This window comes from Noviherbaspirillum soli, assembly GCF_015352955.1.
GTDB classification, from domain to species: domain Bacteria; phylum Pseudomonadota; class Gammaproteobacteria; order Burkholderiales; family Burkholderiaceae_D; genus Noviherbaspirillum_A; species Noviherbaspirillum_A soli.
The window spans coordinates 1-25,665 of record NZ_JACYOX010000010.1 but is presented as its reverse complement, the minus strand read 5'-3'; the positions used below and the strand labels follow the sequence as shown (position 1 = coordinate 25,665).

Here is a 25,665-nt window from a genome sequence, read left to right as displayed (position 1 = left end):
CGCCGCCGCGGGATGCGGCGGAAGGGTTGGCCTCAGTCGACCTTCACATTGGCCGCCTTGACGACCTTGGCCCACTTGGCGATCTCGGCAGCCTGGAACTCGGCCAGCTGCTGCGGCGCCATGCCGGACGGGTCCACGCCCAGCTTGGCCAGGCGCTCCTGAATATCCGGCTGCTTGAGGATGGCCGCCACCTCGGTCTGCAGGCGCTGCACGATGGCGCTCGGCGTGCCGGCCGGCGCGAACATCGCCTGCCACGACACCACTTCATAGCCCGGCACGCCGGCTTCGGCCATGGTCGGCACATCCGGCAGGCTGGCCACCCGCTTGGCGGAAGTGACCGCCAGCGGCCGCACCTTGCCGCTCTGGATGAAGGGGCCAGCCACCACCGTGGTGTCGAACATCAGCGGCACCTGGCCGCCGATCACGTCCTGGATCGCCGGCGCGCTGCCCTTGTAGGGAATGTGCACCATGTCGATGCCGGTCATGGTCTTGAACAGCTCGGCCGACAGGTGCTGCGAGGTGCCGTTGCCGGCGGACGCAAACGACAGGCTGCCGGGCTTGGCCTTGGCGGCGGCGACCAGTTCCTTCACCGACTTGAACGGGCTGCCCGGATTGACCACCAGCACATTGGCATTGGTGCCGATCAGCGTGATCGGCGCAAACGACTTCAGCGGGTCATAGGACAGCTTGTACAGGCTGGCATTGATCGAATGCGAGCTGATGGTGCCGCCCATGATGGTGTAGCCATCCGGCGCGGCGCGCGCCACCAGTTCGGAGCCGATGTTGCCGCCGGCGCCAGGACGGTTGTCGATGATGACGGTGGTGCCCAGCGCCGGGCCGAGCTTCTGGCCGATCAGGCGGGCCAGGATGTCGGTGGTGCCGCCGGCCGGGAACGGCACGACATAAGTGATGGGCTTGCTGGGCCATTTATCTTCGGCATGCGCCGGCAGGACAATGGCGGAAAGCGCCAGCGCCGACAGGGAGGCGGCGATCAGGGTGCGGCGTGCGACTTGCATGGTTGTCTCCTTCGTTGGTCTTGTATCGGTGATTTTGTATCGATGGCGATGCGGCTGCGCCCGTGCTCAGGTCACCGGCGCCGGGTTGAACAGCGTCAGCGCGTTGTGCAGCTTCCATTGCTCGGCCCAGGTCTTCCTGCCGCTGGCCACGTCGAGCAGCAGGCGAAACAGTTCCCAGCCCACGTCCTCGATGGTGGCTTCGCCGGTGGCGATGCGGCCGGCGTCGACGTCCATCAGGTCATGCCAGCGGCGCGCCAGGTCGGAACGGGTGGCGACCTTCACCACAGGCACCGCGGCTAGGCCGTAGGGCGTGCCGCGCCCGGTGGTGAACACATGCAGGTTCATGCCCGAGGCCAGCTGCAAAGTGCCGCAGATGAAGTCCGAGGCCGGCGTGGCCGCATACAGCAGGCCCTTCTGCCTGGCCTTCTCGCCGGGCGCAAGCACGCCGGAAATCGGGCTGGTGCCGGACTTGATGATGGAGCCCATCGCCTTTTCCACGATGTTGGCCAGGCCGCCCTTCTTGTTGCCGGGCGTGGTGTTGGCGCTGCGGTCGACGCCGCCCTTCTTCAGGTAGTCGTCATACCAGGCCATCTCGCGGATCATCGCCTCGGCCACCTCGGCGCTGACGGCGCGCGAGGTCAGCTGGTCGATGCCGTCGCGCACCTCGGTCACCTCGGAGAACATCACCGTGCCGCCGGCGCGCACCAGCAGGTCGGTGGCATAGCCCAGCGCCGGGTTGGCGGTCACCCCGGAAAACGCGTCGCTGCCGCCGCACTGCATGCCGACCACCAGCTCGGACGCCGGGCAGGTCTCGCGCCGGCGCTGGTTCAGCTCAATCAGCCTGCGCTCGGCCATCGTCATGATGGAATCGATCATGGACTGGAAGCCGACATGGGCGTCGTCCTGCAGGCAGACGGTATTGGATGGCTCGTCGCCGCGGATCGGGATGCTGCCGGCCGGGAACAGCCGCGCCGGCTGCAGCTTTTCGCAGCCCAGGCTGACCACCATGGGCTGGCCGCCGAAATTCGGATTGCGGCTGATGTTCTGCAGGGTGCGGATCGGCACCACCGCATCGGGCGCATCGATGGCCACGCCGCAGCCATAGCTGTGCTCCAGCCCGACCACGTCATCCACGTTCGGGTAGCGCGGCAGCAGCTCGGTCTTGATGCGCTGCACCGCATGCTCCACCACGCCGGCGACGCACTGCACGGTGGTGGTGATGGCCAGGATGTTGCGGGTGCCGACGCTGCCGTCGGCATTGCGGTAGCCCTCGAAGGTATAGCCCTCCAGCGGCTCGACCTTCTGCGCCGCGCGGTTGGCGATGGGCAGGTTGGTCAGCTCGCGCGCCGGCGGCATGCGCACCGCCGACTCCTCGATCCAGCTGCCCTGCGCTATGTCGCGCATTGCGTAGCCGATGGTGACGTCGTAGCGCCGGATGGCATCGCCCTCGGCCAGGTCGACCAGCGCGATCTTGTGGCCCTGCGGCACCCGCGTCTTTAACACGAACTCGCCGGGGAATTCGGTGCCGGCGGGCAGGCCGCCGTCGTTGACGACAATGGCGACATTGTCGTCCGGATGCATCCTGATATACAGCGGCTTGATTGCCGCCGCGCCCTGCTCTGATTCGGTGTGCCGGATTTCCATGGGATTCCTGAAAGATTGCCGCTGTACCGCACGCCACAGGACGTTAAAACTCCCAGGCTGCGGTGTTCGCTGAAGCGTATTGCCAAGACGAGCATGAACATGTCATCAGTCATCAGACAACATATGACAGAGTATAATTACCCCGTCCGAAATTGGCAACCGTCAAGCGATACAACTTCCGTCCAGGCCGACAGCATGAATACCGTCCCCTTTCCGCCCGCCGCATCCCGCAAGCCCCGCAACCTCGCCCAGGGCGTGGTTGCCTACATCGCCGACGGCATCCGCAACGGCACGGTCAAGCCCGGCGACAAGCTGCCCACCGAATCGGAGATCATGCGGCTGATGGGCGTGAGCCGTACCGTCGTGCGGGAAGCGATTTCCCACATGCAGGCCGCCGGCATGGTGGAGACGCGGCACGGCATCGGCACCTTCGTGCTGCAGCCGGCGCCCGCCCAGGCGCTGGGCATCGACCCCAGCACCGTGGTCACGATGCGCGACGTGCTGGCGATCCTTGAACTGCGGATCAGCCTCGAAACCGAAGCCGCCGGCCTGGCGGCGAACCGCCGCACCGCGGCGCAACTGCAGGCGCTGCGGGACGCCCTCGACCGTTTCCAGCAACAGGTGCGCAATGGCGGCGACACCGTGGCGGCCGACATGGAATTCCACCTGGCCATCGCCCAGTCTTCGGACAATCGCTACTTCCACGACATCCTTGGCCAGCTCGGCACCAATATCATCCCGCGCTCGCGCCTCAACTCGGCCAAGCTGGCCCAGGATGATCCGGTGGCCTATATGGAGCGGGTGATACGCGAGCATGAGGATATCTTCAACGCCATTGCGCGGCAGGACCCGGAGTCGGCGCGCGCGGCCATGCGCACCCATCTTTCCAACAGCCGGGAACGGCTGCGCCAGGCGCAGGAACGGGCTGCGCCCAAATAGCCGCAGTTTGAACCGCCACTTGAATAAAGGCGGGCGTCTGAACGATTATGTGGAGGAGGATAATTGCGTGCCCATCTCGGATGTGCTTGTCGAAGGACTGCATCTTGCCGGGCTTGGCTCTACCAACAGGCCGGCAGCCCTTTCTGCTGCGACAGCTACGACGGGTCGGGCTGCGATAGGCTTGATCTGACGCGTTCTGTCAGATCAAGCTGGAACCACTGCACATGAGCGGCTGGAGGTTGAAGAACCGTCCTGGCCTGTCCATTCCTGCTTCATTCACTTCATTCGCTGGCCTGGTGCAGCATCTTTTCCATGCGCAGGGGAATGCGCCTTATCGTGCGCGTAACCGGAAGCGCCTGGCGCAGGATCTGCGCTGCTGCCCGAGGAACTCGACGTGCTCCTGCCGCTCGGGCCCGTCGCAGTGGCGCTGCTGCCGGTGCCGGTTGCGCTGGTGGCCGTGCCGCCAGTGCTGTTCCGCGTTCCGGCCGACGAGCCGCCCGTGCCTAGCGTGGAGGCGCTGACGCCGCCGCCAGCGGTTGCGCTGCCGCCACTGCCGGATGTGCTGGAACTGCCAGCCGCGCTGCTGGAGCCGCCTGTACTGACGCCGCTCGTGCTGGTCGTACTGCTGCTCTGTGCCTTGCGAACGCCGGTACCGCCATCCGCATGGCGGCCCGCGGCAAAGCCGCTGCTGTCGGTCGTGCTGGTGCTGCCTGACGTGGTTCCCTGGGCGTGCAGGGCCGCTGAAGCCGCAAGCGCCATGGCGCCGGCGAGCAGGGTCATGCCGAGTCTGGTCTTCATCATTCATTCTCCTCTTGCCGCTCATGGATAGCTTCCGTTGTGCGGCGCAGATTCATCTCATGAATGCCCCATCGAGGATGAGGCTGTTGGAACACGCGGCGAGCCGTTAGCAGCGGCCCTGTTTTTCCAGGCCCGGCGGGCAGTTTTTGCCGTTATGCTCCTTGTGGCCCTTCCTGCCGCCACGGTCGTCATCCATCATGGCGCTGCCCGATGCAGTCGTGCCTGATGTGGACGCTCCCGAAGTGCGCGAATTCATGCCGCTATCGCGGGAATGACCCGCTGAACTGCCTCCGGTCCCAACCGTCGATCCAGAGTAACCGGCTCCTGCAGCGCTGCCTCCCGTACCAACCGTCGATCCGGTCGATCCTCTACCCGCGGTGCTGCCCCCGGTGCCGATGGCAGATCCGGTCGAACCGTTGCCTGCCGAGCTTGCGCCCGTGCCCAGGGTGCTGGAACTGCCTGAGGAGCGGTCGCTGCCGGCAGAACTGCCCCCGGTGCCAATGGCCGATCCGGTCGAACCATTGCCTGCGGAGCTTGCGCCTGTACCCAGGGTGCTGGAACTGCCGGAACTGCCGCCGCCAGCGCTGCTTGCGCCAGTGCCCAGCGTGGAGCTGGCATTCCCATTGCCCGCCGTGCTGGCACCCGTACCCAGTGTCGTGCTTGTCTGGGCAAATGCCGTCGCAGAGGCTGCGGTGATAAAGGCTGCAATCAGGTAAGAGAATCGTTCAGTTTTGCGTCGCATGGATTTTCTCCTTGTAATTCATTGGTGTTTCTTAAAGCCGTGTACTCAGTAGAAGCACCTTTAATTGAGTCGCTCCATCCGACTAAGGTTCTATCCGGGTTGTAACAAATTGTCAGAATGAACATTTCTGTGCCCGCGCAATCGCATGGTGCTTTCCAGCGAAACCCTCCTGTTGCCTCCGGTGCTTGCTTTGCATTCCGGCTTCGCGCATTAGCCTTCCGGCTCTTTAAACAACTCATTGCGCACGTCGGAAAATGACAAAGATCCTTTCTCACGGCTGCCGCGAATAACGCATCGTATTTCGGGATACAAAACAGAATGCGCACGCCAGTGCCTGGTGCATGAGACGGCAATTAACTGGAAATTTGATTTTTAATTTGACAACTGCCCTTCACATAAGGATGTTGATCAAATCGGTATAGCCCGCATGGAGGAACGCAACTGTCAGCGGCCCTGATTAAAATCTTCTGTATGGAAATAAACACAATCGATCCAGGGTCTTTCCCGGATTGCGCAAAAGAACCCATCCACATTCCCGGTGCCGTTCAGCCATTCGGACTGCTGCTAGGCGTTCATTACCCGAGTCTGGGCATCCACAATGCCAGCCTGAATTGTCAGGAAGCATTCGGTGTCAGAGCAGAGGACCTGATCGGCCGGTCACTCGCAGAATTCATCCCTGAAGATCAATTTGCGCGGCTTCAGGAATATCTCGTCAGCGAGAATGTACGCGAGCAGCCTGCATTCGACCTTACTCTCTCTCTGCCGTCTTCCCTGCGTAACCGGCATTGGGAACTGACGGCGCACAGGCATTCCGGCTGCCTGCTTCTTGAACTGGAGCCAAGCAGCGCCGGAAACCTGGACCTGCTTTCCTACAACCGCAGACTGGGCACCGCCGTGCAAATGCTCTATGCGACCGGCAGCCTGCAACAACTGTGTGACGTCGCTGTGCGGCAGGTGAAGGAAATCACCGGGTTCGATCGCGTGATGCTTTACCAGTTCACGGAAGATTGGCACGGGAAGGTGATAGCGGAAGCCTGCGCGCCGCATATGCATTCTTATCTCGGCCACCATTTTCCCGCCTCCGACATTCCTCCCCAGGCAAGGGCGGTCTTCCTGCAAAACTGGCTGCGCATGATTCCTGAAGTCACGTATTCGCCTGTCCCTCTGCATCCAGGCATTAACCCTCTGAATGGGACGCCCCTGGATCTCAGCCATGCGGCACTGAGAAGCGTTGCGCCCGTCCATCTGGAGTACCTGCGCAACATGCAGGTCAAGGCCACGCTCACCGTCTCCCTGCTCGACGATGGGAAGTTATGGGGTCTCATTGCCTGTCACCACGCAACGCCGCGGCTTCTCGATACCAGCAGCCGCGTCGGCGCAAGGATGGTTGGCCAGCTGGTGTCTTCCCAGATCCACCTGAAACATTCGCTCGACGACACGCACTATAGAGCACGACTGCGCACGGTGCACCGGTCCTTGCTCCATCACATGGAGCAGGAGGAGGACCTGGTAGCGGGTCTGGTCAAGCATCAACCCAACATGCTTGACCTGGCCGCCGCCCGGGGCGCTGCGGCTGCGGTCTATCACGACAATAAATGGACGGTTGTCGGCGATACGCCGGACATAGCAGATATTGAAAAGCTGGTTGACTGGCTGAGCCAACGGCCCAACCGCAATGACCTGTATTTCACCAACCAGTTGAGCAAACACTTCCCGCCGGCCCATGGCTACAAGAATGTTGCAAGCGGCCTGGCGGCTGTACCGATACCCAAGTCCGAGCGCAATTACATCCTGTGGTTCAGGCCGGAAGTGGCTACGACGGTGGTCTGGGCCGGCAACCCGGAAAAGGCGGTTCGGCAGGAGGGAGATCATTTCACCCTGCATCCGCGCGCGTCGTTCAAGTCGTGGCTGGAAACGGTCGAGGGTGTTTCCCTGCCATGGAAAAGGGTAGAGATCGATGCGATTACGGAATTGAGGAACAGCATACTGGCGCTGGACCTGGAGCGCGAATTCCACAAGGAGCAGTACGCAAGGGCTGCGGCCGAGAAGGCAAGTCTGGAAAAGGAAAACATGGTGCATGTGGTTTCGCACGACTTGCGAACGCCACTCAGCATTATCAAGATAAGCCTCGATATGATGCAGCGTAAAGAAAACGAGTTACCGCAATCCGTGCATTCCCTGCTGCAGCGCGGCCTGCGAGCCGCGGATGCGATCGATCGCCTGGCCAGCGGCGTTCTCGACCTGGTCAAGGTGGAAAACGGTACGGCCAAGCGTAACCGCACCAGGGTGGGAGCCGGCGAACTGGTGCGGGATGCAATCGAACTCGCCATGCCGCTTGCCGAAAGAAAGTCAATATCGTTGCTGGAATGCGTGGAGGAGTCTGACAGCGAAGTATTCTGCGAGCGCAATCGGATCGACCAGGTATTGGGCAACCTGATCAGCAACGCGTTGAAATTCACGCCGCAAGATGGACGCATTACTGTCTCGGCCAGGAAATCCGAGGACTTGCTGATTTTCAGCATAGAGGATACGGGGGTGGGCATTTCACCGGAAAACATAGAACGGATCTTCGTCCGCTTCTGGCAGGAAGAAAAGGCGAGCGCCGAGGGCACTGGTCTTGGACTTGCCATTGCGCGGGAAATCGTGGAACAGCATCAAGGCAGGATCTGGGCGCGCAGTATCCCTGAGGGCGGCAGCGCCTTTTTGTTCACGCTTCCCCTGGCTGCTGATGTAGACATCCATGCACAGGTACAGGCGATATAGAAAATGGCGGCACTCTCAATGAATCCCAGCGTCTCCACCAACACCGACCGTCTGAAAGGTATTCGCATCCTCTATGTAGAAGATGAAGCGGACGTCGGCGCATTGGTTTCCATCCTGCTGGATATGATGGGATGCAAAACACGGTGGGTGTGCAGTGCCGATGCAGCTCTGCAAGAACCTATCCAGGATTATGATTTGCTGCTGTCGGATGTGCAGATGCCAGGCTCGATGGATGGTGTCAGCCTGGCTGAAAAAATCGCCAGACAGCGGCCCGAGTTGCCTATCCTGTTAATGAGTGGCTACATTCCGTCATCGGAACGCCTGCAGCATCTGCAAGCGTCTGTGCTTGCCAAGCCGATTGGAATCGCCGCATTGCGCGACGCAATACTCCAATGCATATGAACAAGCGTTACCTGATAAGGTTGTCCTTGAAATAAGGCCGGATTTCCCAGGTTTCCCAATTACCGTCATTCAAAGCGCGAGTGTCATATTTGGGTCGAAATAACCGGTTGCAGTCGGACCGCATTCGGCCAGAAGCCGTCCCGCCGAAAAAAAATGCCTGAACATATATTCGATCCTGTTGAACCACGACATGCCAGCGAACTGGACTACCGCACTCTGTTCGCCCAGTTGCCAACGCCCTACCTGGTTTTGTCTGCCGACTTGACGATCGTCGCGGCCAACCATGCTTATCTGCATCGCAGTCAGGTCGTGATCGACGATATCGTGGGCAAAAACCTGTTCGAAGCGTTCCAAGAGCATGCGCATGGACCTAACGCCATAACGTTGGCAAATTTGCGCGCTTCCCTGAATCGGGTCGTGCAAGGCAGGGCACCCGATACGATGGCGGTGCAAAAATATGATCTTCCGGGCGTTGAACCGGGATTGTTCGAAGAGCGGTACTGGAGCCCGGTCAACACGCCGGTGTTTGACGAACAAGGCGATCTCACGCATATCATCCATCGCGTGGAGGATGTGACGCAGTTCATGCAGAGGCAAACAGGCGTCAATGGCTTGGCACCCGAAGTCGAGTTGCAGGCAATGGAGATTCAAGGGGCCAACCAGAATCTGCAGGAAGCGAAGGAAAGACTGGATCAGCTGGTCTCCGAGCGCACGCATGCCTTGAATGCGGAGCGTGAGTATCTGCATTCGCTCCTGATGGCGGTACCCGTTCCGGTTTCCGTGCTGCTTGGGCCCGAGCATCGGTTCTATCTCGAAAACGATGCCCACAGGGTCATGTCTGCCGGCAGGGAGCTGGTCGGAAAAACATTTCGAGAGGCAGTCCCCGATGCGGTTGACGATGTGCTTCCCATCCTGGACAGCGTATTCCAGACGGGCCAGCCTTTCTGGGCTAACCAGCAACGCATCGTCTGGGATGCGGAACGGACCGGCAAAGCAAATGAACATTTCTATGACCTGTCATGGCACCCCCTGCTGGGCGAGGATCGCAAGGTCAAGGGCGTCATTACCGCGACGATCGATGTAACGAAGCAGGTGCGCACTGACGCAGCGATCAGGGCAGCGCTGGCCGGGCTGGAACAGGAGCGCGCATTGCGCGAGCAGTTCGTGGTGACACTGACCCATGACTTGCGCACACCCCTGGCAGCGGCTCAGATGGGATCGAGTCTCATCTCCCGCAAAGCGGACAATCCAGTGGAAGTAGTGAAGCTGACAGGCAGGGTCATACGCAATCTCGATCGTATTGATCAGATGATCCGCGACTTGCTTGACGCTAACCGCATCAGGGCGGGAGAGACACTGCCTATCAAGGTCGGGCACTGCGAACTGCGCGGACTCGTATCGGAAACCCTGGATGAGCTTGCCACCATCCATGGCAATCGCTTTGACCTGCAGGCGATGGAACCCATCGAGGGCTATTGGTGCATGAGCGCTATCCGCCGCCTCCTGGAAAACCTGTGCGGCAATGCCATCAAATACGGTGCGGCGGTCCGTCCTGTGACGGTCAGGCTGCTGCGGCACGGCGCAATGCAGGCGAGGATCGAAGTCCATAATGAAGGCCCGGCGATACCGATGCAGGATCAGCTCAACATGTTCCAGCCATTTCGACGCAATGAGTCTGATGGCCTTGCATCACAGAGGGGATGGGGGCTCGGGCTGACGGTGGTTCGCGGCATTTCAGAAGCGCATGGCGGAACAGTGGAAGTGGAAAGCGCTGCGGAACTCGGAACGACGTTCCGGGTCACGCTGCCATTGGATGCAAGATCGACCCAGTGACGGCAGCGCATGGCTGCGAGTTGCGGCACGCCTTCGCGCATGGCTCCGGCCATTCCCCACCCGGCGCGCCCCTCAGCGCGGGTAGGTAAAGCCGGTACGAATATCCATCGGCACCAGACGGCCGCCCTCGCGCACCATCAGCCGCTGGGGCGGTTCGTCGCCCGCCAGCGCGCGCGGCGTGGCGGACAGGCCTTCGCCCTTGCGCAACATGGCATCGCAACGTTCGTAGACGTTGCGGCATCCCGTGTCTTTAAGGAGCGCCTGCACCACAGGCACCTTCCACAGGTCGACGCCGCCGGCATTGAACTGGCAGATCAGATAGCCTGCGGCGCCGCCATAGCTGTGCACCAGCAGGCCCGGCAAGCCGTCCTTTTCGCCATCGACCAACTGGACCAGCGCCTGCGGATCGGCGCTGCGCAGCGCATCGGCACGGAGGAGCACGGCAGCCTGCACGCGCCGCTTGATCATCGCGTGGTCAACCGGCTCGTCCTCGCGCAAGGTCCAGACGCGGGCGGCAATTTGCGATTTGGCGTTATAGGCGGCGCGGGCCAGGAACTGGCGGGCCGACGACTGTACGATCGCCGTGGCGCCTGGCCTGTTGCGCTCCTGCGGCTTGCCTTCGACCTTTTCGATGGCGGAGACATAAATCCACGGGTCGCCGGCAAGCAGGCCTTTTTCCTTACCCTGTTTAATGGTGATGATGAGCATGTGCAGCTTTCGTTCTACGGAACGGGATGATACAGCACGCCGCCGGCCATTTCTTTCGCTGGCTGCCGCGCCTGTCCAGTGCATGGGAGACGAGCAGCAGCACATTCAGGCGCAGCACAGCCACGAACTGCACCGCCTGCAGGAGGCAGCAGGTCGCCCGCCGGTCATGCCCGAGGTAAGCGCGGCAGGCAGAACAACCGGCCGCCGGCGCAGCCGGAAGGCAAATAAGTCCGCCCACATTGGCGAGCCGCGCCGCGGTGCCAAGCTTGCATCTGATCGGACCATGTTGTACGATGACTGATAACACACCTCTTAACTTCCTTTTCAACGCTGCATTTCAGTGTTGCTGTCCCTTTAACCCTTGACCGCGTCCATCTGCCAAATGATTACTCCACAAGACCTGAAACAAACCCTGTCGTCCGGCCTGCTGTCCTTCCCGATCACCGATTTCGATGCCAATGGCGATTTCAAGGCCGGCGCCTATATCGAGCGCCTGGAATGGCTGGCGCCCTATGGCGCGACCGCGCTGTTCGTTGCCGGCGGCACCGGCGAATTCTTTTCGCTGACACCGGAGGATTATTCGCAAGTGGTGAAGACAGCGGTGGAGACCTGCCGTGGCAAGGTGCCCATCCTGGCCGGCGCCGGCGGCCCGACCCGCACCGCGATCGCCTATGCGCAGGAAGCCGAGCGGCTGGGCGCGCATGGCATCCTGCTGATGCCGCATTACCTGACCGAGGCCAGCCAGGACGGCCTGGTGGACCATGTCGAGGCCGTGTGCAAATCGGTGAAGTTTGGCGTGGTGGTATACAACCGCAATGTGTGCCGCCTGAATGCGGAGTCGCTGCTGAAACTGGCCGACCGCTGCCCCAACCTGATCGGCTTCAAGGACGGCGTCGGCGAGATCGAATCCATGGTCACCATCCGCCGCCGCCTCGGCGATCGCTTCAGCTACCTCGGCGGCCTGCCCACCGCCGAAGTCTACGCCGCTGCCTACAAGGCGATCGGCGTGCCGGTGTACTCCTCGGCCGTGTTCAACTTCATCCCGAGGACCGCGGTGGAATTCTATGAAGCGATCCGCACCAACGACTACGCCACCACCGAGCGCCTGATCGACAGTTTCTTCCTGCCCTACCTGGCCATCCGCAACCGCAAGGCCGGCTACGCGGTCAGCATCGTGAAGGCTGGCGCAACCCTGGTCGGCCGCGGCGCCGGCCCGGTGCGGCCGCCGCTGACCGACCTGACCGGGGAGGAATGCGAGCAGCTGGATGCGCTGATCAAGGCGCTCGGGCCGCAGTAAGAGCAGAGTTGGAGGGCGGCGTGGCCGCCTTCGGGAATAAAAGCGGTGTGGGAAGCCGGCAGGCTGGCCGGCCCCCTGCCTCACGCCCGCCGCAAGCTTCCGCACTGGGCGGGCTGCCAAAACGCCGCGCAGCCAGGGGATGTTCTGCCGCTTGTGTTGCGACGACGTTAAACACTGGTCCCTATGCTCTCTTGCCTGCCAAGGCTCATTCACCTAAGCCATGGCATGGCCTATTGCCCTGATTCTTCTGCACTGCCCGATGCCGCAGGCTTATCAGGCATTCCCGTTTTCCACTGCATGTCCACTTTTCACATACTGGACATACTCAAGGCTTTTTTCCTGGTAGCGCAAGCGAGAACGGCAAGCACTCCGCGCTGAGCACAAGACTGCACTATGGTCCTATGGGTTAGCGGCGACTTTGTCAGGCGCTACTACAGGGTTCGCTGATACCGGGCTTGATGGTCCAGTGTTGACCGGCGCGTTGATAGACTGTCCCATGATCACTGTAATCAGCATCGGGTAATCGTACGCAGCCCCAGTGCCAACATCCACGGCGGCGCCGATCACACCCCCGAAGAGAATGTTGCCAAAGGCCATTGCCTTTGTATTGGACTTCACGCTCGCCAGGCCGGGCTGCTCCTGCGCCTTCTCACACTTCACGTTGAGTTCGTCATAAGCACGGTTAACTGACACAGTGCCTGGTGTAGTTACGTAATATACCCCTTTAGGATTTTCCAGTTTGCAATTAGCGCCGATTACCGGCCCGGCCGAGTTACGGGTCTCAACTGACACCACTTGGTTGCTACCATTTACGATCGAAGCGCAGCCTGTCAATACCAAGGAGGCGGCCAGAATAAAAGCGGTTGAAATTCGAAGGAACATTTTTCTTTCCAGATAGGACGGGTTTTGATCGCGGCAGTCGATCACAAGATTTGCGATTCGGTCGTTGCCTTGTTAATTGCTTAAAGCTTTGGCATCGGAAAGAAGTTCCTGCAGCTTCTGGAGCGCATCTTGCATCGCCCGCTTGCCACTCAAGCCAAAATCAGACTTGAATTCTTCAAACTCTGCGCGCCCGACACCTTGCACTGTTTTAGTGACAATAGGCTTGCCGACGTTGTCCGTAATGTTGGCGCTTAGGTCCACGGTGAATTGTGTTGGTGGCCAAGTAAATGGGCTAGGCGATTGAGAGTTGGTCGTTACCTGCGGAGTAATTATGTAGCCGACATTATTTTGAGTAATAGCGTCTTTATCAGTGGACGACTTTAGGCGGACTACATCAGTGAATGTATTGCCCAATACTTTATACAGACCCGTCTCCATATCGCGATAAGGGAAATAGCTGACGCGATCGCCACCGCCGCCAGGGGTAATGACTTCTCGCGCACGCTGCTCGTCGCTAATGAAGTAGCCGACCACTGCTTTGTGCGGCGCTACCTTCGCTGTCGTTTCAATTTTCGCGACATCAGGACTGACGACAATCGGGTGCGCGCATCCGACTAGAGCGGTGGCTATGGAGAATACGGTCGCAACTTTGGTGAAATACATCATGACTCCTCCGGAAATGAAGTTGTTTTACGGTTTTACGGTTTTACGGCGGCAAAAAAGGCTGGATCCGCGTACAAGGTACCAAGCAGCTTTTGCACTGCTACTTGGTATTCCTGCATAGCGCGCGGCACTGCGACGGCGGCTGCAAAGGCTGACGGGAACTCGTGGTGTACGCTTTTGACCTGTTCATAGCGCACCTGGTTACTGCGTTTGACGACAAAGCGTACGGCGATGTCCGCGGTGCCGGTATTCATCCCTGATCCGTCCACTGTGTTTCTGAGGACCATGCCTGTGACAGTCGTATCAGCTGACTGAGACCATTTTTTGGCCAATGCTAATTCCTGACGCAGCGCCTCAGCCAGATAGCCTGCATAGTTGCCGCCGTATGGCGATACGATCGTATTTCCACGAATCGAAAGCGGGTTTTCATTTTGCTGACCCGGCTGTGAGTCGAACTCCGCCACTTGCGCTGAATACATCCCACCGTTTCGTAAGGTCTGTACGTTTTCTAATAGCGGCGCATACTGCGGTGCCATCATCGTGCAGCCGGTGTTACCTAATGTGACTAGTAACGCAGCTAGTACGCTCATCGCCCGCCGGTAATTGGCCACTGCCGGAATGTCCCTGTGTCTTTTATGTTGCATTGCTACTTTCTTTTTTGGTATTGGCTTCTTATCGCCGGAACCCGTACGGCTTCCTTTTTCACTTGCAAAAAGGAAATTGATTGTAATTGCGAAAATAGTAATGCGTCAACGAAATGTTGTCTTTACGTAACGACGCATCTGATGGGTGTTACGCGAAATGGCGGTCCTAAGAAATTATTGGCATGCAAATATTTAAAGGGATAAGCTATTTGCAGGGAGTGGGCTCCGTGTTTCTGAATTACGCTGCCCAGCGTCACTAAGCCCAGTACGTCGCAGAGGGTAAGCATCAATTAAAAACCAGGCCTATAGGCTATGAAGATACTGAGGAGTGTGAAATTTTCATTGGGTTTTAAAAGTCCATGACAGGCTGACGAGGATGTCATCCACAGTGCCGGTAAACTGCACGTCATAGTCGGTTTTGGGCTGTAACGGGTACAAAGGAATAATGGCGGCGACGGAAGGAAAAGAAATATTTTTATCCCATTCGCGCGTCAGCAATCGGGTCGCTGCCTGCGTGCCGCCTCGTGGATGTATTGTGAAGGTGTCCACCTGGACTACAGAAGTGATATCCGCATGCACACTTACCGGGTAGCCCACCTCGTTTTGATCGGGCACTGGATCCGGCTGTTCCTGATCAGAGAAAACCGTCGTGGGTACTTCTCGCTGGCCAGGGAACGGAAAAGCGACTAGGCGGCCACTACCAAGACCGGCTCGGAATAGATCGTTACTCGCGAAATTGGTTGTGAAATAAGTATAGCCATTGGTGGCTGTTGCCGCACCCACACCAGCTTGGGTGAACTTTGGCTCGAATACGACAAAGCGGTGATAAATGGCACCGAGCAGCGATTCAGCAGCCAGAATACCGCTGGTATAGCCGGCCGCCGAGATGACTTCTCCGTAGGCATAATTAACAGGAGGGAGCTGATAATGCGCCGCATCTAGCCGGTCAGCCAGCGTTACCCCAGTATATCCCGGCCGATCCGGCACCTCCAGATGGGTAATCGTTTGGTTAAGGCGCTGATAGTCGGAATGCGCTTGCGCCGCTTTGCTGATGATCGGGTTTTCCGACACGATCGCTAGCCCCATTTGCTGCCGGCGAAAGTTAAACCAGTAATAGCCATCAATGGCTGTCTGGCCTGTTGGCACAGGTTGGCTTATCTCGGCGGCAACGTCATTTGGCTTTGGTGTGAGGGAATCAACATTGGCTTGCTGATTCCGGGTATTGCTATTTCCGCCACTGCCTCCACCACAACCAGAAACCGCTATAGTTGTGATAAATAGCAAAATCCGTAACATTGGTCGCTTCGCTTCTAACAAGAGCCATGGCTTCACAATAATCTCAACTGTAAATTTCCCTCACGGCTTCTCTGGTCATTAATTTGCACAGCACTATGTGCCTCATATGAGAAAAGGGACTTCAATGCATTTTCTCGCTGTGACACCATGATTAGAGAGTAGGCGGCTGCTCTCGTATTTGAAGGGCAAAGTTTTGCGATGTTGGCGTGTCTCAAGCGAGATGCGGTTATGCGAATATTTGATTCGACGGGGAAACGGTTGCTGCAAATGTGCAATTGATGCAAGTTTTCATTTTTTAAGCCAATTTAGTTACAAGCCTTTGCGCGACATCGAAGCGGAAGCAGGAAAATCCTCGAGGTCACGCCAAATGACGGGTCGCGATTTAATTTCATGAACGCATCAGTAAATTAAGTAGGGCGCGACTAGTTGGAGTTTGCAAACAGCATTGGAGGCGTTTCTTGACTCCATTCCATCCTTGGGAAAATCAATCAAACTTTCAATCGATCAAGGAGGCGTTAGCCAGCCAGTCTAGACACCCTCGACGACTAGTCTTTACACTGCCTCGGCAATCAAGCTCCTAAAATCCACCAGATGCCACTGCCTTCCCTAAAGCGCATTTGCGCATGACAGTCTGTTTCAAACCAAACGTTAAATATCCAATGAGAACTGCTGCGCTTTTCCTATTGTGTATAAATTGGTCTTTAGCCACACGGGCTCAGGAAAAGGTTCCTATTGAAGTCAGTCACTTCATTGAGGAACGGGACATTTGCGAGCATTTTCCGGATGGGCCGTATGATGGAGATACACCGCAGATGAGGGAAAGACGAGCGTTTATCCAAGAAAGCATCGAGATTTATTGTTCTGGCACGGACCGGCGACAAGCAGCATTAAGGATGCGTTACAAGAATAATTTAGCGGTAATCAAGCGGTTGAAGCAATATGAGGACAAAATTGAGGCTAACTGACCGGTATAAACTAAATCGTCATGCCCAGATACGCAACGCTCCAATTAAACTTATGCGAATCTTATCCAACTTGTTGGTAGCCGTTGCACCTTTATTCCTGACTTTCCTGTTCGCCTGGCTTATGCTGGAGAGGCAATCTTTCAGTAGCGAGAAAGATATCGTTCTCGTCGTTCCTCTTTTAGTGTGGTCGCTTGCATTTTTATTGACCTATGTTTTTATATGGTGGCGAAAACGTATTTTTGGCCGTTCTCTCAGTATCGCCGCTGCGGTCGCTACCGGATTTTTTCTGGGAACTTCTATCCTGTTGTTTGGGATTCCGCGGTTATGGTTTCACTGAGCAAAAATCCTCTCGGTCGCTTCGACGTCTGCACTGAAAAATTGGTCCGCTGCTCAAGATTAAGATTTTCGTTAAGCCCTAAGCATTTATTCACTCGTTTCGTGATAAAGAGAGTACGGCGAGGCCCGCGAGGAATCGCTTCAGGCTCATACCGCTCGGCCGGAGATCGTAACGTTGAAGGTCCGCTTCAGAGCTAAAAACAAACGCAGCCTCCCCGCTCCCTGCCATGCGACAAGCAAATTTTTCCCACCCGCGGTGGTCTATATGCGTTGATTCTTCATCGCATGCGCTGGAGGCGATAATGTTCAGGACGCTGCAGTTTCTCGCTGTGCTCCTTACTGCCATCACCATGGCGGCCGGCTGGGCGCATCTGCTTGAGCTTCCCAACAAGATGGCGCTGAGTCACGCGGACTACCTTAGCGTGCAGCAGATCTATCGTGGCTGGGCCTTGCTTGGATTCGTGCTGGTGGGCGCGCTGGTTGTCACCGTACTGCTTGCCCTGCTTCAGCGTGGGGAGGGCATTGCCTTTTATTTCGTCGCTATCGCCGCGCTCGCTATCGCGCTCGGGCTCGCCGTGTTCCTGATTTTTACGCTTCCGGTCAACAGGGCAACACAGAACTGGGCCATCCTGCCGCCGGGGTGGGAAGCGCTCCGCGGCAATGGGAATATTCCCATGCGGCTGGCGCAGTGCTGTATCTGGTCGCTCTCGCTTCGCTGACGCTTTCCATCATGTTCAACCGGCGATAAGAGCCTGTTTCAGCAAGCCGATTGGCGCCGTGTAAGCACAGCGCCTTGTTGAACGACCGGCTTGCGTGGCCGGCGTTTTGTCCAACGCCCGGGCAACTGCCATGGCGTTTGGGGCACGACGATTCGGCCGACGCGTCGCGCCTCTAATGGTGCGGCAGTGCGGAAAATTTACAGCTGGTCTTCGATCAGCCCCTGCGGCAAATGCTCAAGCTGCGCCGGCGGACCTTCCAGGGAACCGAAGGCGCTGAACTCGTCCTGCTCGGCTGAAAAATCGCCTTGCGTTGTTGCGATTTGCGTGAAGTGGTCAAACATGATTACTCCTTAATGTCGATTTACAACACGCAGGTTACCCATGTCTGCTGCAGCGCACCATTCCACGATGTCTCATCTGCAGGTAGGCGTGCTCCGACACGTTTCGGAGAGCGGCGGCAGGATGCAAGATGCATACTGCCGCGCTGCAATAGCCGGTCCTATTCGCGGTCCATTGCTGAAAATTCGCAAGCTTAATAGGCCGCCGGCAGTCCGGGACGACGGCCTGTTGCAGGGACTGCTAGCCCACGCCCCTTCCATGCATAGCCCCGAAATACCGTATTACGGCGTTGCATTGAGCAGCGAAGGTTGAACCCCCTTTACGCCAGCCAGGCCCAGGATGGTGAGCAGCACGTTCTGCGGCCCGGCATGCGCATTCACCGGCGACCACCATTCATTCTTCGCGGAGTGGATGCCGGAGGACGCACCGCCGCCGCTCATCGTGATCGCCGGGATGCCCATGCTCATCGGCAGGTTGGCGTCAGTCGAGTGAGCGCTGTCGAGCGCGGGCTTTCTGCCTTGTGCGGATGCCGCGGCGAGGGCGATCTGGACAATGGGGGACGTCACCGCCATCTTGCCGGCCGGCCTGTCCCCGATCAGCACGGGTTCCACCTTGATCGCCGTGCTGTTCCAGCGCTTGTTGGTCTCGTCCGCGCCCTGCTGCACTGCGGCCAGGACCTGCTTTTCGATCGTCTGCAGCGCCGCCTTGTCCTCCGAACGCATGTCGACCAGCATCGACGCCGCGCCCGAGATGGTGTTGACCGACTGGCCGCCTTCGATCACGCCTACATTGAACGTCACCTTCGGGTCGGCGGGAACGCGCAGCTCGTCGATATGGGCCACCGCCCTTCCCAGCGCATGGATTGCCGAAGGCAGGCCGAAGGCTTCGTAGCTGTGGCCGCCCGGTCCCTTGAAATTGATCTTGTAGCGGCGGCTGCCGGTGGCGAGATAAGTAACCGGCTCGCCCTCGTCGCCGCCCAGGGTCGGCTCCAGGCCGACAAAGGCCCTGATCTCCTTGTGCTGGGCAAAGATATGCTTGACGCCCTTGAGGTCGCCCAGTCCCTCTTCACCGACATTGCCGCAAAAGATGATGTCGCCTTCCGGCTGGATCTTTGCCGCCTTCATCGCCTCGGCGATGGTCAGGATCGCTGCCAGCGAGCGGGCATTGTCGGCGATGCCGGGCGCGTACAGCCGTCCATCCTTCTCCGACAGCGTGAGATCGGTTGCCATCGGATAGACCGTATCGAGGTGGGCGGCCAGCATCACCGTCGGGCCATTGCCGCTGCCTTTCAAGGTTCCCATCACATTGCCCGCTTCGTCGATATGCACCTGCTCCAGGCCAAGCGCCTTCAGGCGAGCAGCGAAGTCGGCGGCGCGCTTGCCCTCTTCGAAGGTCGGTGCCGGAATGGCATTGATGGCCTTGGTGTTGGCCACTGTTTTCGCCTCGTTCTGTTCGATGAAGTCGAGCGCCTGTTTGACCGATGGCTGCCTGGCGAGCTGGCTCATCGGCGCGTCGATGGCGGGCGCAAGAGGCGGAGCGGCTTCGGCGGAGATCGCATGCGGCGCGGCCGAGATGCCGATGAGGAGAGGGAGCAGGCGGAAGCTGGAATGCATTGAGTGGGTCCCGTTCAGTGTGATTGAGGGCGCGGCAATTGAGCGCAGCCATGCCAGCCATGCGATATGGACTGGAACGCATCGACCGGCAATGCCTGCGGCGCAGCCTGCCGATTGTACGAGCCGGCATGCACGGTTGACGGGCTTTCCCGGCCGTGACGCGGATTCGGTCAAAGGAATCGGCAGGTCGCGGCGAACGGCATTGTCTGCCGGCCGCTGCGCCTGGCCGATCAGGTTGAGCCTGCCGAGCTGGCAATCCGGCCCTAAGCCGCCCCAGTTCTAACCTGGCGGCCGTGCTTGAAGCGCTAGCCTGTCGTGCGGTCACCCCGTGCTGATCTGCTTTCCTGGGCGACGGTGCGCCATTTGTCGAGCTCGCTGCGCAGCCGCCGTTGGGTTTGAATCCCGTTGAACGCGCCGTGTCAGCGGTGCCCGGAGCGGGAAAAGACGCAGTGTCAGTCTGAGTGGAGCGAAGCGAATTTAGCCGCGTTCCGCTGCAAACGTCGGCAGCACGCGAGCCCCGCGGCAGCGAGGCTCGATCACCGGATTGAACTGCAACCGCCATTTCAAACGCAACGGCAACTGTGGAAGCAGAAATGACAACCCATCAATCCAGCCTCGTATGGGCATGAGCCCTGGAACACACCACGATGTTCACAAATGAAAACGCCTGGCTGAATTGCTTCAGCCAGGCGCGCCAGTTGCACCGCAGCGGCGCTAATACTTCGCCGATGTGAACCGCCTCGACGTCGACATCACCCGCAGCTGGTTGTCGACCCCGGTCACGCCCTGCACCGCAGCCGCAACCTGCTGCGCCGCGCCCCGTTCGGCATCGCTGATCACGATGCCCTGCAGGCTGACATGCCCGCCGTGCGACTCGATCGTTACCTTGGTATCGCGGGTGGCCTCGTTGTCCTTGAAGGCGGCGCGGATGCGCGCCGTCAGGGTCATGTCGGCCAGCATCGCGCGGGATGCCTCGGTTTCCTCGAACTCCGGACGCCGGGTCAGCTGCGTGATCAGTTCCACGCAACTGGCGACCGAGACCCGGTCGGTGTTGAGCACCAGGTCGTACAGCAGCGGATCGCCCCAGGTGACGCCGAATTGCTGATGCATGCGCGCGGCATGGGCTTCGTCGCTGCGACGGATTTCATCCTCGGCGAAGCCGCGGTCGTCAGTGCCGAGATTCTCCATCAGCCAGTCCACCCGCTTCTCGAACGAGCGCGTGATGCGCACGCCCACTACATGCGGCACGGGCCGCAGCATGCAGGTGGCGCCCCAGCCGCGCAGCACGATGTTGCCCCTGTTGGCCAGCTCGAACACCTCTTCGGCCGAATAGACCGCGATCTTCTGCCGGTCGGTAGTCAGGCGTTCGACGATGCCGGCCTTGCCTTCCCGAAGCCGGCGGATCACGCTTTTCGGCATGTTCATCTTTTCCGAAAGGCGTTCCACCACTTCATGGCGCATGGTGTCGAGCTTCAGGGCGTCGGCCAGCTGCATGCCGACATCCTTGGCAAGCGAACCCATTTCCTGCGTGATTGCAATCACGGGCATGGCATCCTCCTGATCAGTCGACCGGCTGCTGCGCAGCCAGCGTATTGACGGGGACCGGGCGTACTTTCCGCAGCACCAGCGAGATCAGCGGCCAGAACAGCAGGATCATTGCGAGCAGGGTGATGCCGCCCACCAGGTAGTTGGACCACATGATGGAGAGCTCGCCCTGCGACACCAGCATCGCCTGCCTGAACGAGTCCTCGGCCTTGTCGCCCAGCACCAGCGCCAGCACCAGCGGCGCAAGCGGATAGTCGAGCTTCTTGAACACATAGCCGATCACGCCGAACAGCAGCATGAACCAGATGTCGAGCATCGCGTTATGCACCGTGTAGGCGCCGATGGCGCAGATCACGATGATGATGGGCGCAATGATCGAGAACGGAATGCGCAGGATGGACGCAAACAGCGGCACGGTGGTCAGCACCACGATCAGGCCAACGAGGTTACCGAGATACATGCTGGCGATCAGGCCCCAGACGAAGTCCTTCTGCTCGACGAACAGCAGCGGACCAGGCTGCAGGCCCCAGATCAGCAGTCCGCCCAGCAGCACGGCGGCGGTAGGCGAGCCAGGGATGCCCAGCGCCAGCATCGGCAGCAGCGCGCTGGTGCCGGCCGCATGCGCCGCGGTCTCGGGCGCGACCACGCCTTCGAGTTCACCGGTGCCAAACTTCGCGCCGTTCTTGGAGGTCTTCTTGGCAATGCCATAGCTCATGAACGATGCCGGCGTGGCGCCGCCCGGGGTGATGCCCATCCAGATGCCGATCAGGGAGCTGCGGACATAGGTCATGAAGAACTTGGGCAGCTGCTTCCAGGTTTCGAGCACGACCTTCGGGCTGATCTTGGCCGACTTGCCGGAGAAGGCCAGGCCTTCTTCCATCGACAGCAGGATCTCTCCGATGCCGAACAGGCCGATCACGGCGATCAGGAAGTCGAAGCCGCGCATCAGCTCGGCCCAGCCGAAGGTCAGGCGCAGCTGGCCGGTAACGGTATCCATGCCGACCGACGCCAGCGCAAAACCAAGCGCCATCGATGCCAGGATCTTGAACGGCGATCCCTTGCCCATGCCGACGAAGCTGCAGAAGGTCAGCAGGTAGACCGCGAAGAATTCCGGCGGGCCGAATTTCAACGCGAACTTGGCCACCAGCGGAGCCATAAAGGTAATCATCACCACTGCGACGAAGGCGCCGACGAAGGACGAGGTGAAAGCGCCGGCCAGTGCTTCGCCGGCCCGCCCCCTCTGCGCCATCGGATAGCCGTCGAAGGTGGTTGCCACCGACCACGGCTCGCCGGGGATATTGAACAGCACCGAGGTGATTGCGCCGCCGAACAGTGCGCCCCAGTAGATACAGGACAGCATGATGATGGCGGTGGTAGGGGACATGCTGAAGGTCAGGGGCAGCAGGATCGCCACACCGTTGGCGCCTCCCAGCCCGGGCAACACGCCGATCAGCACACCAAGAATGATCCCCACGAACATCAGGACCGTATTCATCGGTGTCAGAACGACCGCGAAGCCATGGAACAGCGCGCTGATTTCATCCATAAGAAAACTCCTTTAATTCCGTTTCAAGGGCGCGCCATGCAGGCCGCGCCGCGCCTGTGGGGATCAGTAGCCGAGGAAACTCAGCGGATCGTACATCCCCTTGAACAGGGGTACCTTGAACCACACCTCGAACAGGCAGAAGAACAGGACCGCCACGGCCAGCGCAAGGATCACGCTGCGCACCCAGGAGTACTTGCCCAGGATGACCATGAACAGCGCGATATAGATCGCGGACGCGACATAGATGCCGATCACCTGGATGGCCAGCACATAGACGGCGGCCGGAACCAGCACCGACATCACGCGCTTGAACTGCTCGCCATCGACGAAGATCTCGGTGTTGCGGTTCTTGCCCAGCAGGGCCTGGTACAGCACGCCGAGGCCCGAGATGGCGGTGATCAGCCCGATGTAGAAGGGGAAATAGCCGGCGCCGGGACCGTCCGAGGTCCAGCCGGAGCCGAGCTTGCGGCTGCCAAAGATGACGACCAGGCCGGCGATCAGCACCAGCCCGGCGACAACGGCTTCAACGACATAAGTGGGAACGCCGGTGCGAGCGCCCTCGTCGGCTTCCTTGATTTGCTCCATTTGTATGCCCCGATAGATTGATTGGACGACGAAACCGGATGGGACCGGACGGGCGCGGATGCGGGAAGGCTTAACCGGCGTTCCCGCATCCACCAACCCTGTTACTGCACCAGGAAGCCTGCTTCCTTCATCAGGTCCCGATGCATGGTCTCGGTCTTTTCGAGCCACTGGGTAAATTCGGTGCCGGTCATGACCGTCTGGTTGAAGGCGCCCTTCTCCATGTAGTCCTTCCAGTCAGGCGTCTCGCGCACCTTCTTGAGCAGGTCGAGATAGAACTCGGTCTGCTCCTTGGTCACGCCCGGCGGCATGAAGATGCCGCGCAACATGGTGTAGCTGGTGGGAATGCCGCCTTCCTTGCAGGTCGGGATATCCGCCCACGATTGGGCGTCGGTCACCTTTTCCTTGTAGTCCATGCGCTTGTCGTCGAACACGCAAAGCGGACGCAGCTTGCCGGCGCGCCATTGCGCGACGGCCTCGATCGGGTTGTTGACGGTGGAATCGATGTGGCCGCCCACCAGTTGCACTGCCACTTCGCCGCCACCCTTGAATGGCACGTAGATGAACTTGGTGCCGATCGCCTTGCCCAGGCCCACCGTCAGGATCTGGTCTTCCTGCTTGGAGCCGGTGCCGCCCATCTTGGTCTTGTTGGGTCCGGCGGCTTTCACGCCGGCGGCGAAATCCTTCGATGTCTTGTAGGGCGAATCGGCGTTCACCCACAGCACGAACTGGTCGAGCGCCAGCATGGACAGCGGCGTCATGTCGCGCCAGCTGAAGGGTACGCCGGTCGCCATCGGCGTGGTGAACAGGTTGGACAGCGTGATGACGATCTTGTGCGGGTCGCCCTTGGCGCCCTTGATCTCGAGGAAGCCTTCGGCGCCGGCGCCGCCTGACTTGTTCACCACGATCATTGGCTGCTTCATCAGCTTGTTCTTCACGATGATGCCCTGTATCAGGCGCGCCATCTGGTCGGCGCCGCCGCCGGTGCCGGCCGGGACCACGAACTCCACCGGCTTGGTCGGCTCCCATGCCGCAGCGGGTGCGCTCGCGAATGCGGCCGCCACTGCCAGCGCGCAGCCGGCAAATTTCACAGAACCGCTGATGACCCTTGATTGCAATGTCTTATCCATTTCAGTCTCCGTCGTAGTTATATTGTTTAACCAGCAGGGCGCTGGTATTGCCATTTGCCGCCTTAGAAGCTACCGGCCTTGTCCGGATATCTTTCCGATTCATGGATGGGTACAAAAATACTGGACAACTTTGCTCGAAATTCAATTGACCGACGTCAAGTTTTTAAATTTTCCCGCCATGCGGCCGGCTTGCCGGGAAAGCGGAGACGTCGCTTGATCTATCTGTGTCGTTGGTTCAGTCCGCGCTTGACGTTTGGCCGCGAATACGGCGTGTTCATCATGTCTGCTGACTGCGAAAGCAGGATCACGATCCCGCTGGCTGGCGTGGCCGGACCGGTTCGTCAGGTAAAGGGTGTGTGCGGCCCGAGGCGCGGCGTCGGCACCCATGGCAGGGCCGGCAAGGGCATGTGGAGCGAACATGGGTCGACCGCTGTGGCGATGGTGTTACCGGGCTGATTCATGAACTTGGTCTCCTCGTTCAATGCAGGGCGGTCGTGACAGCATGATGCTGCCTGCAAGCCGCCCTTCCCGCTTGGCCGGCTTCCACAGGATCGGGTGGCCAGGATGCGGAACCGTATCGTGGGATGCCGATGGTATGCCTGATGGCTTCTGGTAACTTGGGCCTGATTTTCAGAGAACGCCCCAGCTTTCTCCTTGATCGCGGTTAAGTTTCCAAAATTCCGCAAATTTAATGCGCGTCAGCCAGGGCATGGCTTCCGCGCGTGGCAACGCCGATCGCATTTCAGCCTTTGTGGGCGGGCCTTTTCCCTGTTTCAGTAATTGCGCACGCGCTTGTCCCGCCCAAATTGCAGGCCAAAACTCATGTTGTCAAACTTGACCCTGGTCAATGAGAAAAAAGCCGGGCAATCGCTATGATGGCCGCAACCTGACCCGGGGGCACCCTGCGGCACGGGTCGGCAGACAAGCTGCCTGGCCATGTCCCTTCATGGCGAGCCACACGCATAAAACCATACAGAGGAGAACGCATGTCTTCAGTACTGAAAAAGACCGAGACCGACGAGACCACCTTGCTGGCCACGCAGGATCAGGAACCGGTCGAAGCCGTCGCCGAACAGACCGACGGCTTCCACGTGCTGCTCGATGCATTGAAGGCCAATGACGTCGAGACCATCTACGGCCTGGTCGGCATCCCCATCACCGACCTGGCCCGCCTGGCCCAGGCCGAGGGCTTTCGCTTCATCGGCTTCCGCCATGAAGCCAATGCCGTCAATGCCGCCGCCATCGCCGGCTACCTGACCAAGA

23 protein-coding genes are annotated in these 25,665 nt (G+C 59.5%); 10 read left to right on the top strand and 13 right to left on the bottom strand.

Annotated features, from left to right (window positions below; translation table 11 throughout):
- Positions 1 to 32: 32 nt before the first annotated feature.
- Together IGW04_RS09900 and garD are read right to left on the bottom strand one after the other, a co-directional pair.
- On the bottom strand, positions 33 to 1,016 hold the full coding sequence (locus tag IGW04_RS09900) for a Bug family tripartite tricarboxylate transporter substrate binding protein (protein ID WP_194712912.1): 984 nt from the start codon (positions 1,014 to 1,016) through the stop codon (positions 33 to 35).
- 66 nt (positions 1,017 to 1,082) lie between these two features.
- Entirely contained in the window at positions 1,083 to 2,660 is a 1,578-nt protein-coding gene (garD, locus tag IGW04_RS09895) for a galactarate dehydratase (protein WP_194712911.1), read from the bottom strand.
- A gap of 195 nt (positions 2,661 to 2,855) precedes the next feature.
- On the opposite strand from garD, the gene IGW04_RS09890 reads away from it, so the two are divergent.
- The 6 genes from IGW04_RS09890 to IGW04_RS09865 all read left to right on the top strand — a co-directional run bounded on the left by IGW04_RS09890 (position 2,856) and on the right by IGW04_RS09865 (position 10,137).
- Positions 2,856 to 3,599 (top strand): FadR/GntR family transcriptional regulator, encoded by a 744-nt coding sequence (locus IGW04_RS09890; RefSeq protein ID WP_194712910.1) that lies wholly within the window; start codon positions 2,856 to 2,858, stop codon positions 3,597 to 3,599.
- Positions 3,600 to 3,993: 394 nt separating this feature from the next.
- Positions 3,994 to 4,428 (top strand): hypothetical protein, encoded by a 435-nt coding sequence (locus tag IGW04_RS09885; protein ID WP_194712909.1) that lies wholly within the window; start codon positions 3,994 to 3,996, stop codon positions 4,426 to 4,428.
- 364 nt (positions 4,429 to 4,792) lie between these two features.
- Entirely contained in the window at positions 4,793 to 5,113 is a 321-nt protein-coding gene (locus IGW04_RS09880; protein ID WP_194712908.1) for a hypothetical protein, read from the top strand.
- Between the two features lie 497 nt (positions 5,114 to 5,610).
- Positions 5,611 to 7,902, top strand: a complete 2,292-nt coding sequence (locus tag IGW04_RS09875) for an ATP-binding protein (RefSeq protein ID WP_194712907.1) — start codon at positions 5,611 to 5,613, stop codon at positions 7,900 to 7,902.
- 3 nt (positions 7,903 to 7,905) lie between these two features.
- Positions 7,906 to 8,304 carry a response regulator gene (locus tag IGW04_RS09870; RefSeq protein WP_194712906.1) on the top strand — a complete coding sequence of 133 codons (399 nt, stop codon included), beginning with the start codon at positions 7,906 to 7,908 and terminating at the stop codon, positions 8,302 to 8,304.
- A 153-nt stretch (positions 8,305 to 8,457) separates the two neighbouring features.
- Positions 8,458 to 10,137 carry a sensor histidine kinase gene (locus IGW04_RS09865; protein ID WP_194712905.1) on the top strand — a complete coding sequence of 560 codons (1,680 nt, stop codon included), beginning with the start codon at positions 8,458 to 8,460 and terminating at the stop codon, positions 10,135 to 10,137.
- 72 nt (positions 10,138 to 10,209) lie between these two features.
- Here the strand turns inward: IGW04_RS09865 and IGW04_RS09860 are convergent, their stop codons facing one another.
- Positions 10,210 to 10,845: an SAM-dependent methyltransferase gene (locus IGW04_RS09860; RefSeq protein ID WP_194712904.1), complete on the bottom strand. Its 636-nt coding sequence runs from the start codon at positions 10,843 to 10,845 to the stop codon at positions 10,210 to 10,212.
- A gap of 382 nt (positions 10,846 to 11,227) precedes the next feature.
- On the opposite strand from IGW04_RS09860, the gene kdgD reads away from it, so the two are divergent.
- A complete protein-coding gene (kdgD, locus tag IGW04_RS09855) occupies positions 11,228 to 12,142 on the top strand; it encodes a 5-dehydro-4-deoxyglucarate dehydratase (RefSeq protein ID WP_194712903.1) in 915 nt (304 codons plus the stop codon).
- Positions 12,143 to 12,541: 399 nt separating this feature from the next.
- Here the strand turns inward: kdgD and IGW04_RS09850 are convergent, their stop codons facing one another.
- From IGW04_RS09850 to IGW04_RS09835, 4 genes are all read right to left on the bottom strand, one after another.
- Complete coding sequence (locus IGW04_RS09850) at positions 12,542 to 13,069, bottom strand: hypothetical protein (protein WP_194712902.1); 528 nt, start codon at positions 13,067 to 13,069, stop codon at positions 12,542 to 12,544.
- A 27-nt stretch (positions 13,070 to 13,096) separates the two neighbouring features.
- Complete coding sequence (locus tag IGW04_RS09845; protein ID WP_228526971.1) at positions 13,097 to 13,690, bottom strand: hypothetical protein; 594 nt, start codon at positions 13,688 to 13,690, stop codon at positions 13,097 to 13,099.
- Positions 13,691 to 13,722: 32 nt separating this feature from the next.
- Entirely contained in the window at positions 13,723 to 14,331 is a 609-nt protein-coding gene (locus IGW04_RS09840; protein WP_228526970.1) for a hypothetical protein, read from the bottom strand.
- Positions 14,332 to 14,670: 339 nt separating this feature from the next.
- Entirely contained in the window at positions 14,671 to 15,627 is a 957-nt protein-coding gene (locus IGW04_RS09835; protein ID WP_228526969.1) for a CAP domain-containing protein, read from the bottom strand.
- Between the two features lie 1,603 nt (positions 15,628 to 17,230).
- On the opposite strand from IGW04_RS09835, the gene IGW04_RS09830 reads away from it, so the two are divergent.
- Positions 17,231 to 17,647, top strand: coding sequence for a DUF1772 domain-containing protein (locus IGW04_RS09830; protein WP_228526968.1), 417 nt, complete (start codon positions 17,231 to 17,233; stop codon positions 17,645 to 17,647).
- 197 nt (positions 17,648 to 17,844) lie between these two features.
- Here the strand turns inward: IGW04_RS09830 and IGW04_RS09825 are convergent, their stop codons facing one another.
- The 6 genes from IGW04_RS09825 to IGW04_RS09800 all read right to left on the bottom strand — a co-directional run bounded on the left by IGW04_RS09825 (position 17,845) and on the right by IGW04_RS09800 (position 24,402).
- Positions 17,845 to 17,988, bottom strand: coding sequence for a hypothetical protein (locus tag IGW04_RS09825; RefSeq protein ID WP_194712900.1), 144 nt, complete (start codon positions 17,986 to 17,988; stop codon positions 17,845 to 17,847).
- A gap of 279 nt (positions 17,989 to 18,267) precedes the next feature.
- Complete coding sequence (locus IGW04_RS09820) at positions 18,268 to 19,599, bottom strand: M20/M25/M40 family metallo-hydrolase (protein WP_194712899.1); 1,332 nt, start codon at positions 19,597 to 19,599, stop codon at positions 18,268 to 18,270.
- 714 nt (positions 19,600 to 20,313) lie between these two features.
- A complete protein-coding gene (locus IGW04_RS09815) occupies positions 20,314 to 21,147 on the bottom strand; it encodes a cytidylate kinase family protein (RefSeq protein ID WP_194712898.1) in 834 nt (277 codons plus the stop codon).
- A gap of 13 nt (positions 21,148 to 21,160) precedes the next feature.
- Entirely contained in the window at positions 21,161 to 22,690 is a 1,530-nt protein-coding gene (locus IGW04_RS09810) for a tripartite tricarboxylate transporter permease (protein WP_194712897.1), read from the bottom strand.
- Between the two features lie 63 nt (positions 22,691 to 22,753).
- Complete coding sequence (locus tag IGW04_RS09805; protein WP_194712896.1) at positions 22,754 to 23,275, bottom strand: tripartite tricarboxylate transporter TctB family protein; 522 nt, start codon at positions 23,273 to 23,275, stop codon at positions 22,754 to 22,756.
- 101 nt (positions 23,276 to 23,376) lie between these two features.
- Complete coding sequence (locus tag IGW04_RS09800; RefSeq protein WP_194712895.1) at positions 23,377 to 24,402, bottom strand: Bug family tripartite tricarboxylate transporter substrate binding protein; 1,026 nt, start codon at positions 24,400 to 24,402, stop codon at positions 23,377 to 23,379.
- A gap of 279 nt (positions 24,403 to 24,681) precedes the next feature.
- On the opposite strand from IGW04_RS09800, the gene IGW04_RS09795 reads away from it, so the two are divergent.
- Both IGW04_RS09795 and IGW04_RS09790 read left to right on the top strand, forming a co-directional pair.
- A complete protein-coding gene (locus IGW04_RS09795) occupies positions 24,682 to 24,858 on the top strand; it encodes a hypothetical protein (protein ID WP_194712894.1) in 177 nt (58 codons plus the stop codon).
- Between the two features lie 530 nt (positions 24,859 to 25,388).
- Positions 25,389 to 25,665, top strand: a 277-nt coding sequence (locus IGW04_RS09790) for a thiamine pyrophosphate-binding protein (RefSeq protein ID WP_267253688.1), incomplete at its 3' end; no start/stop codon positions are given.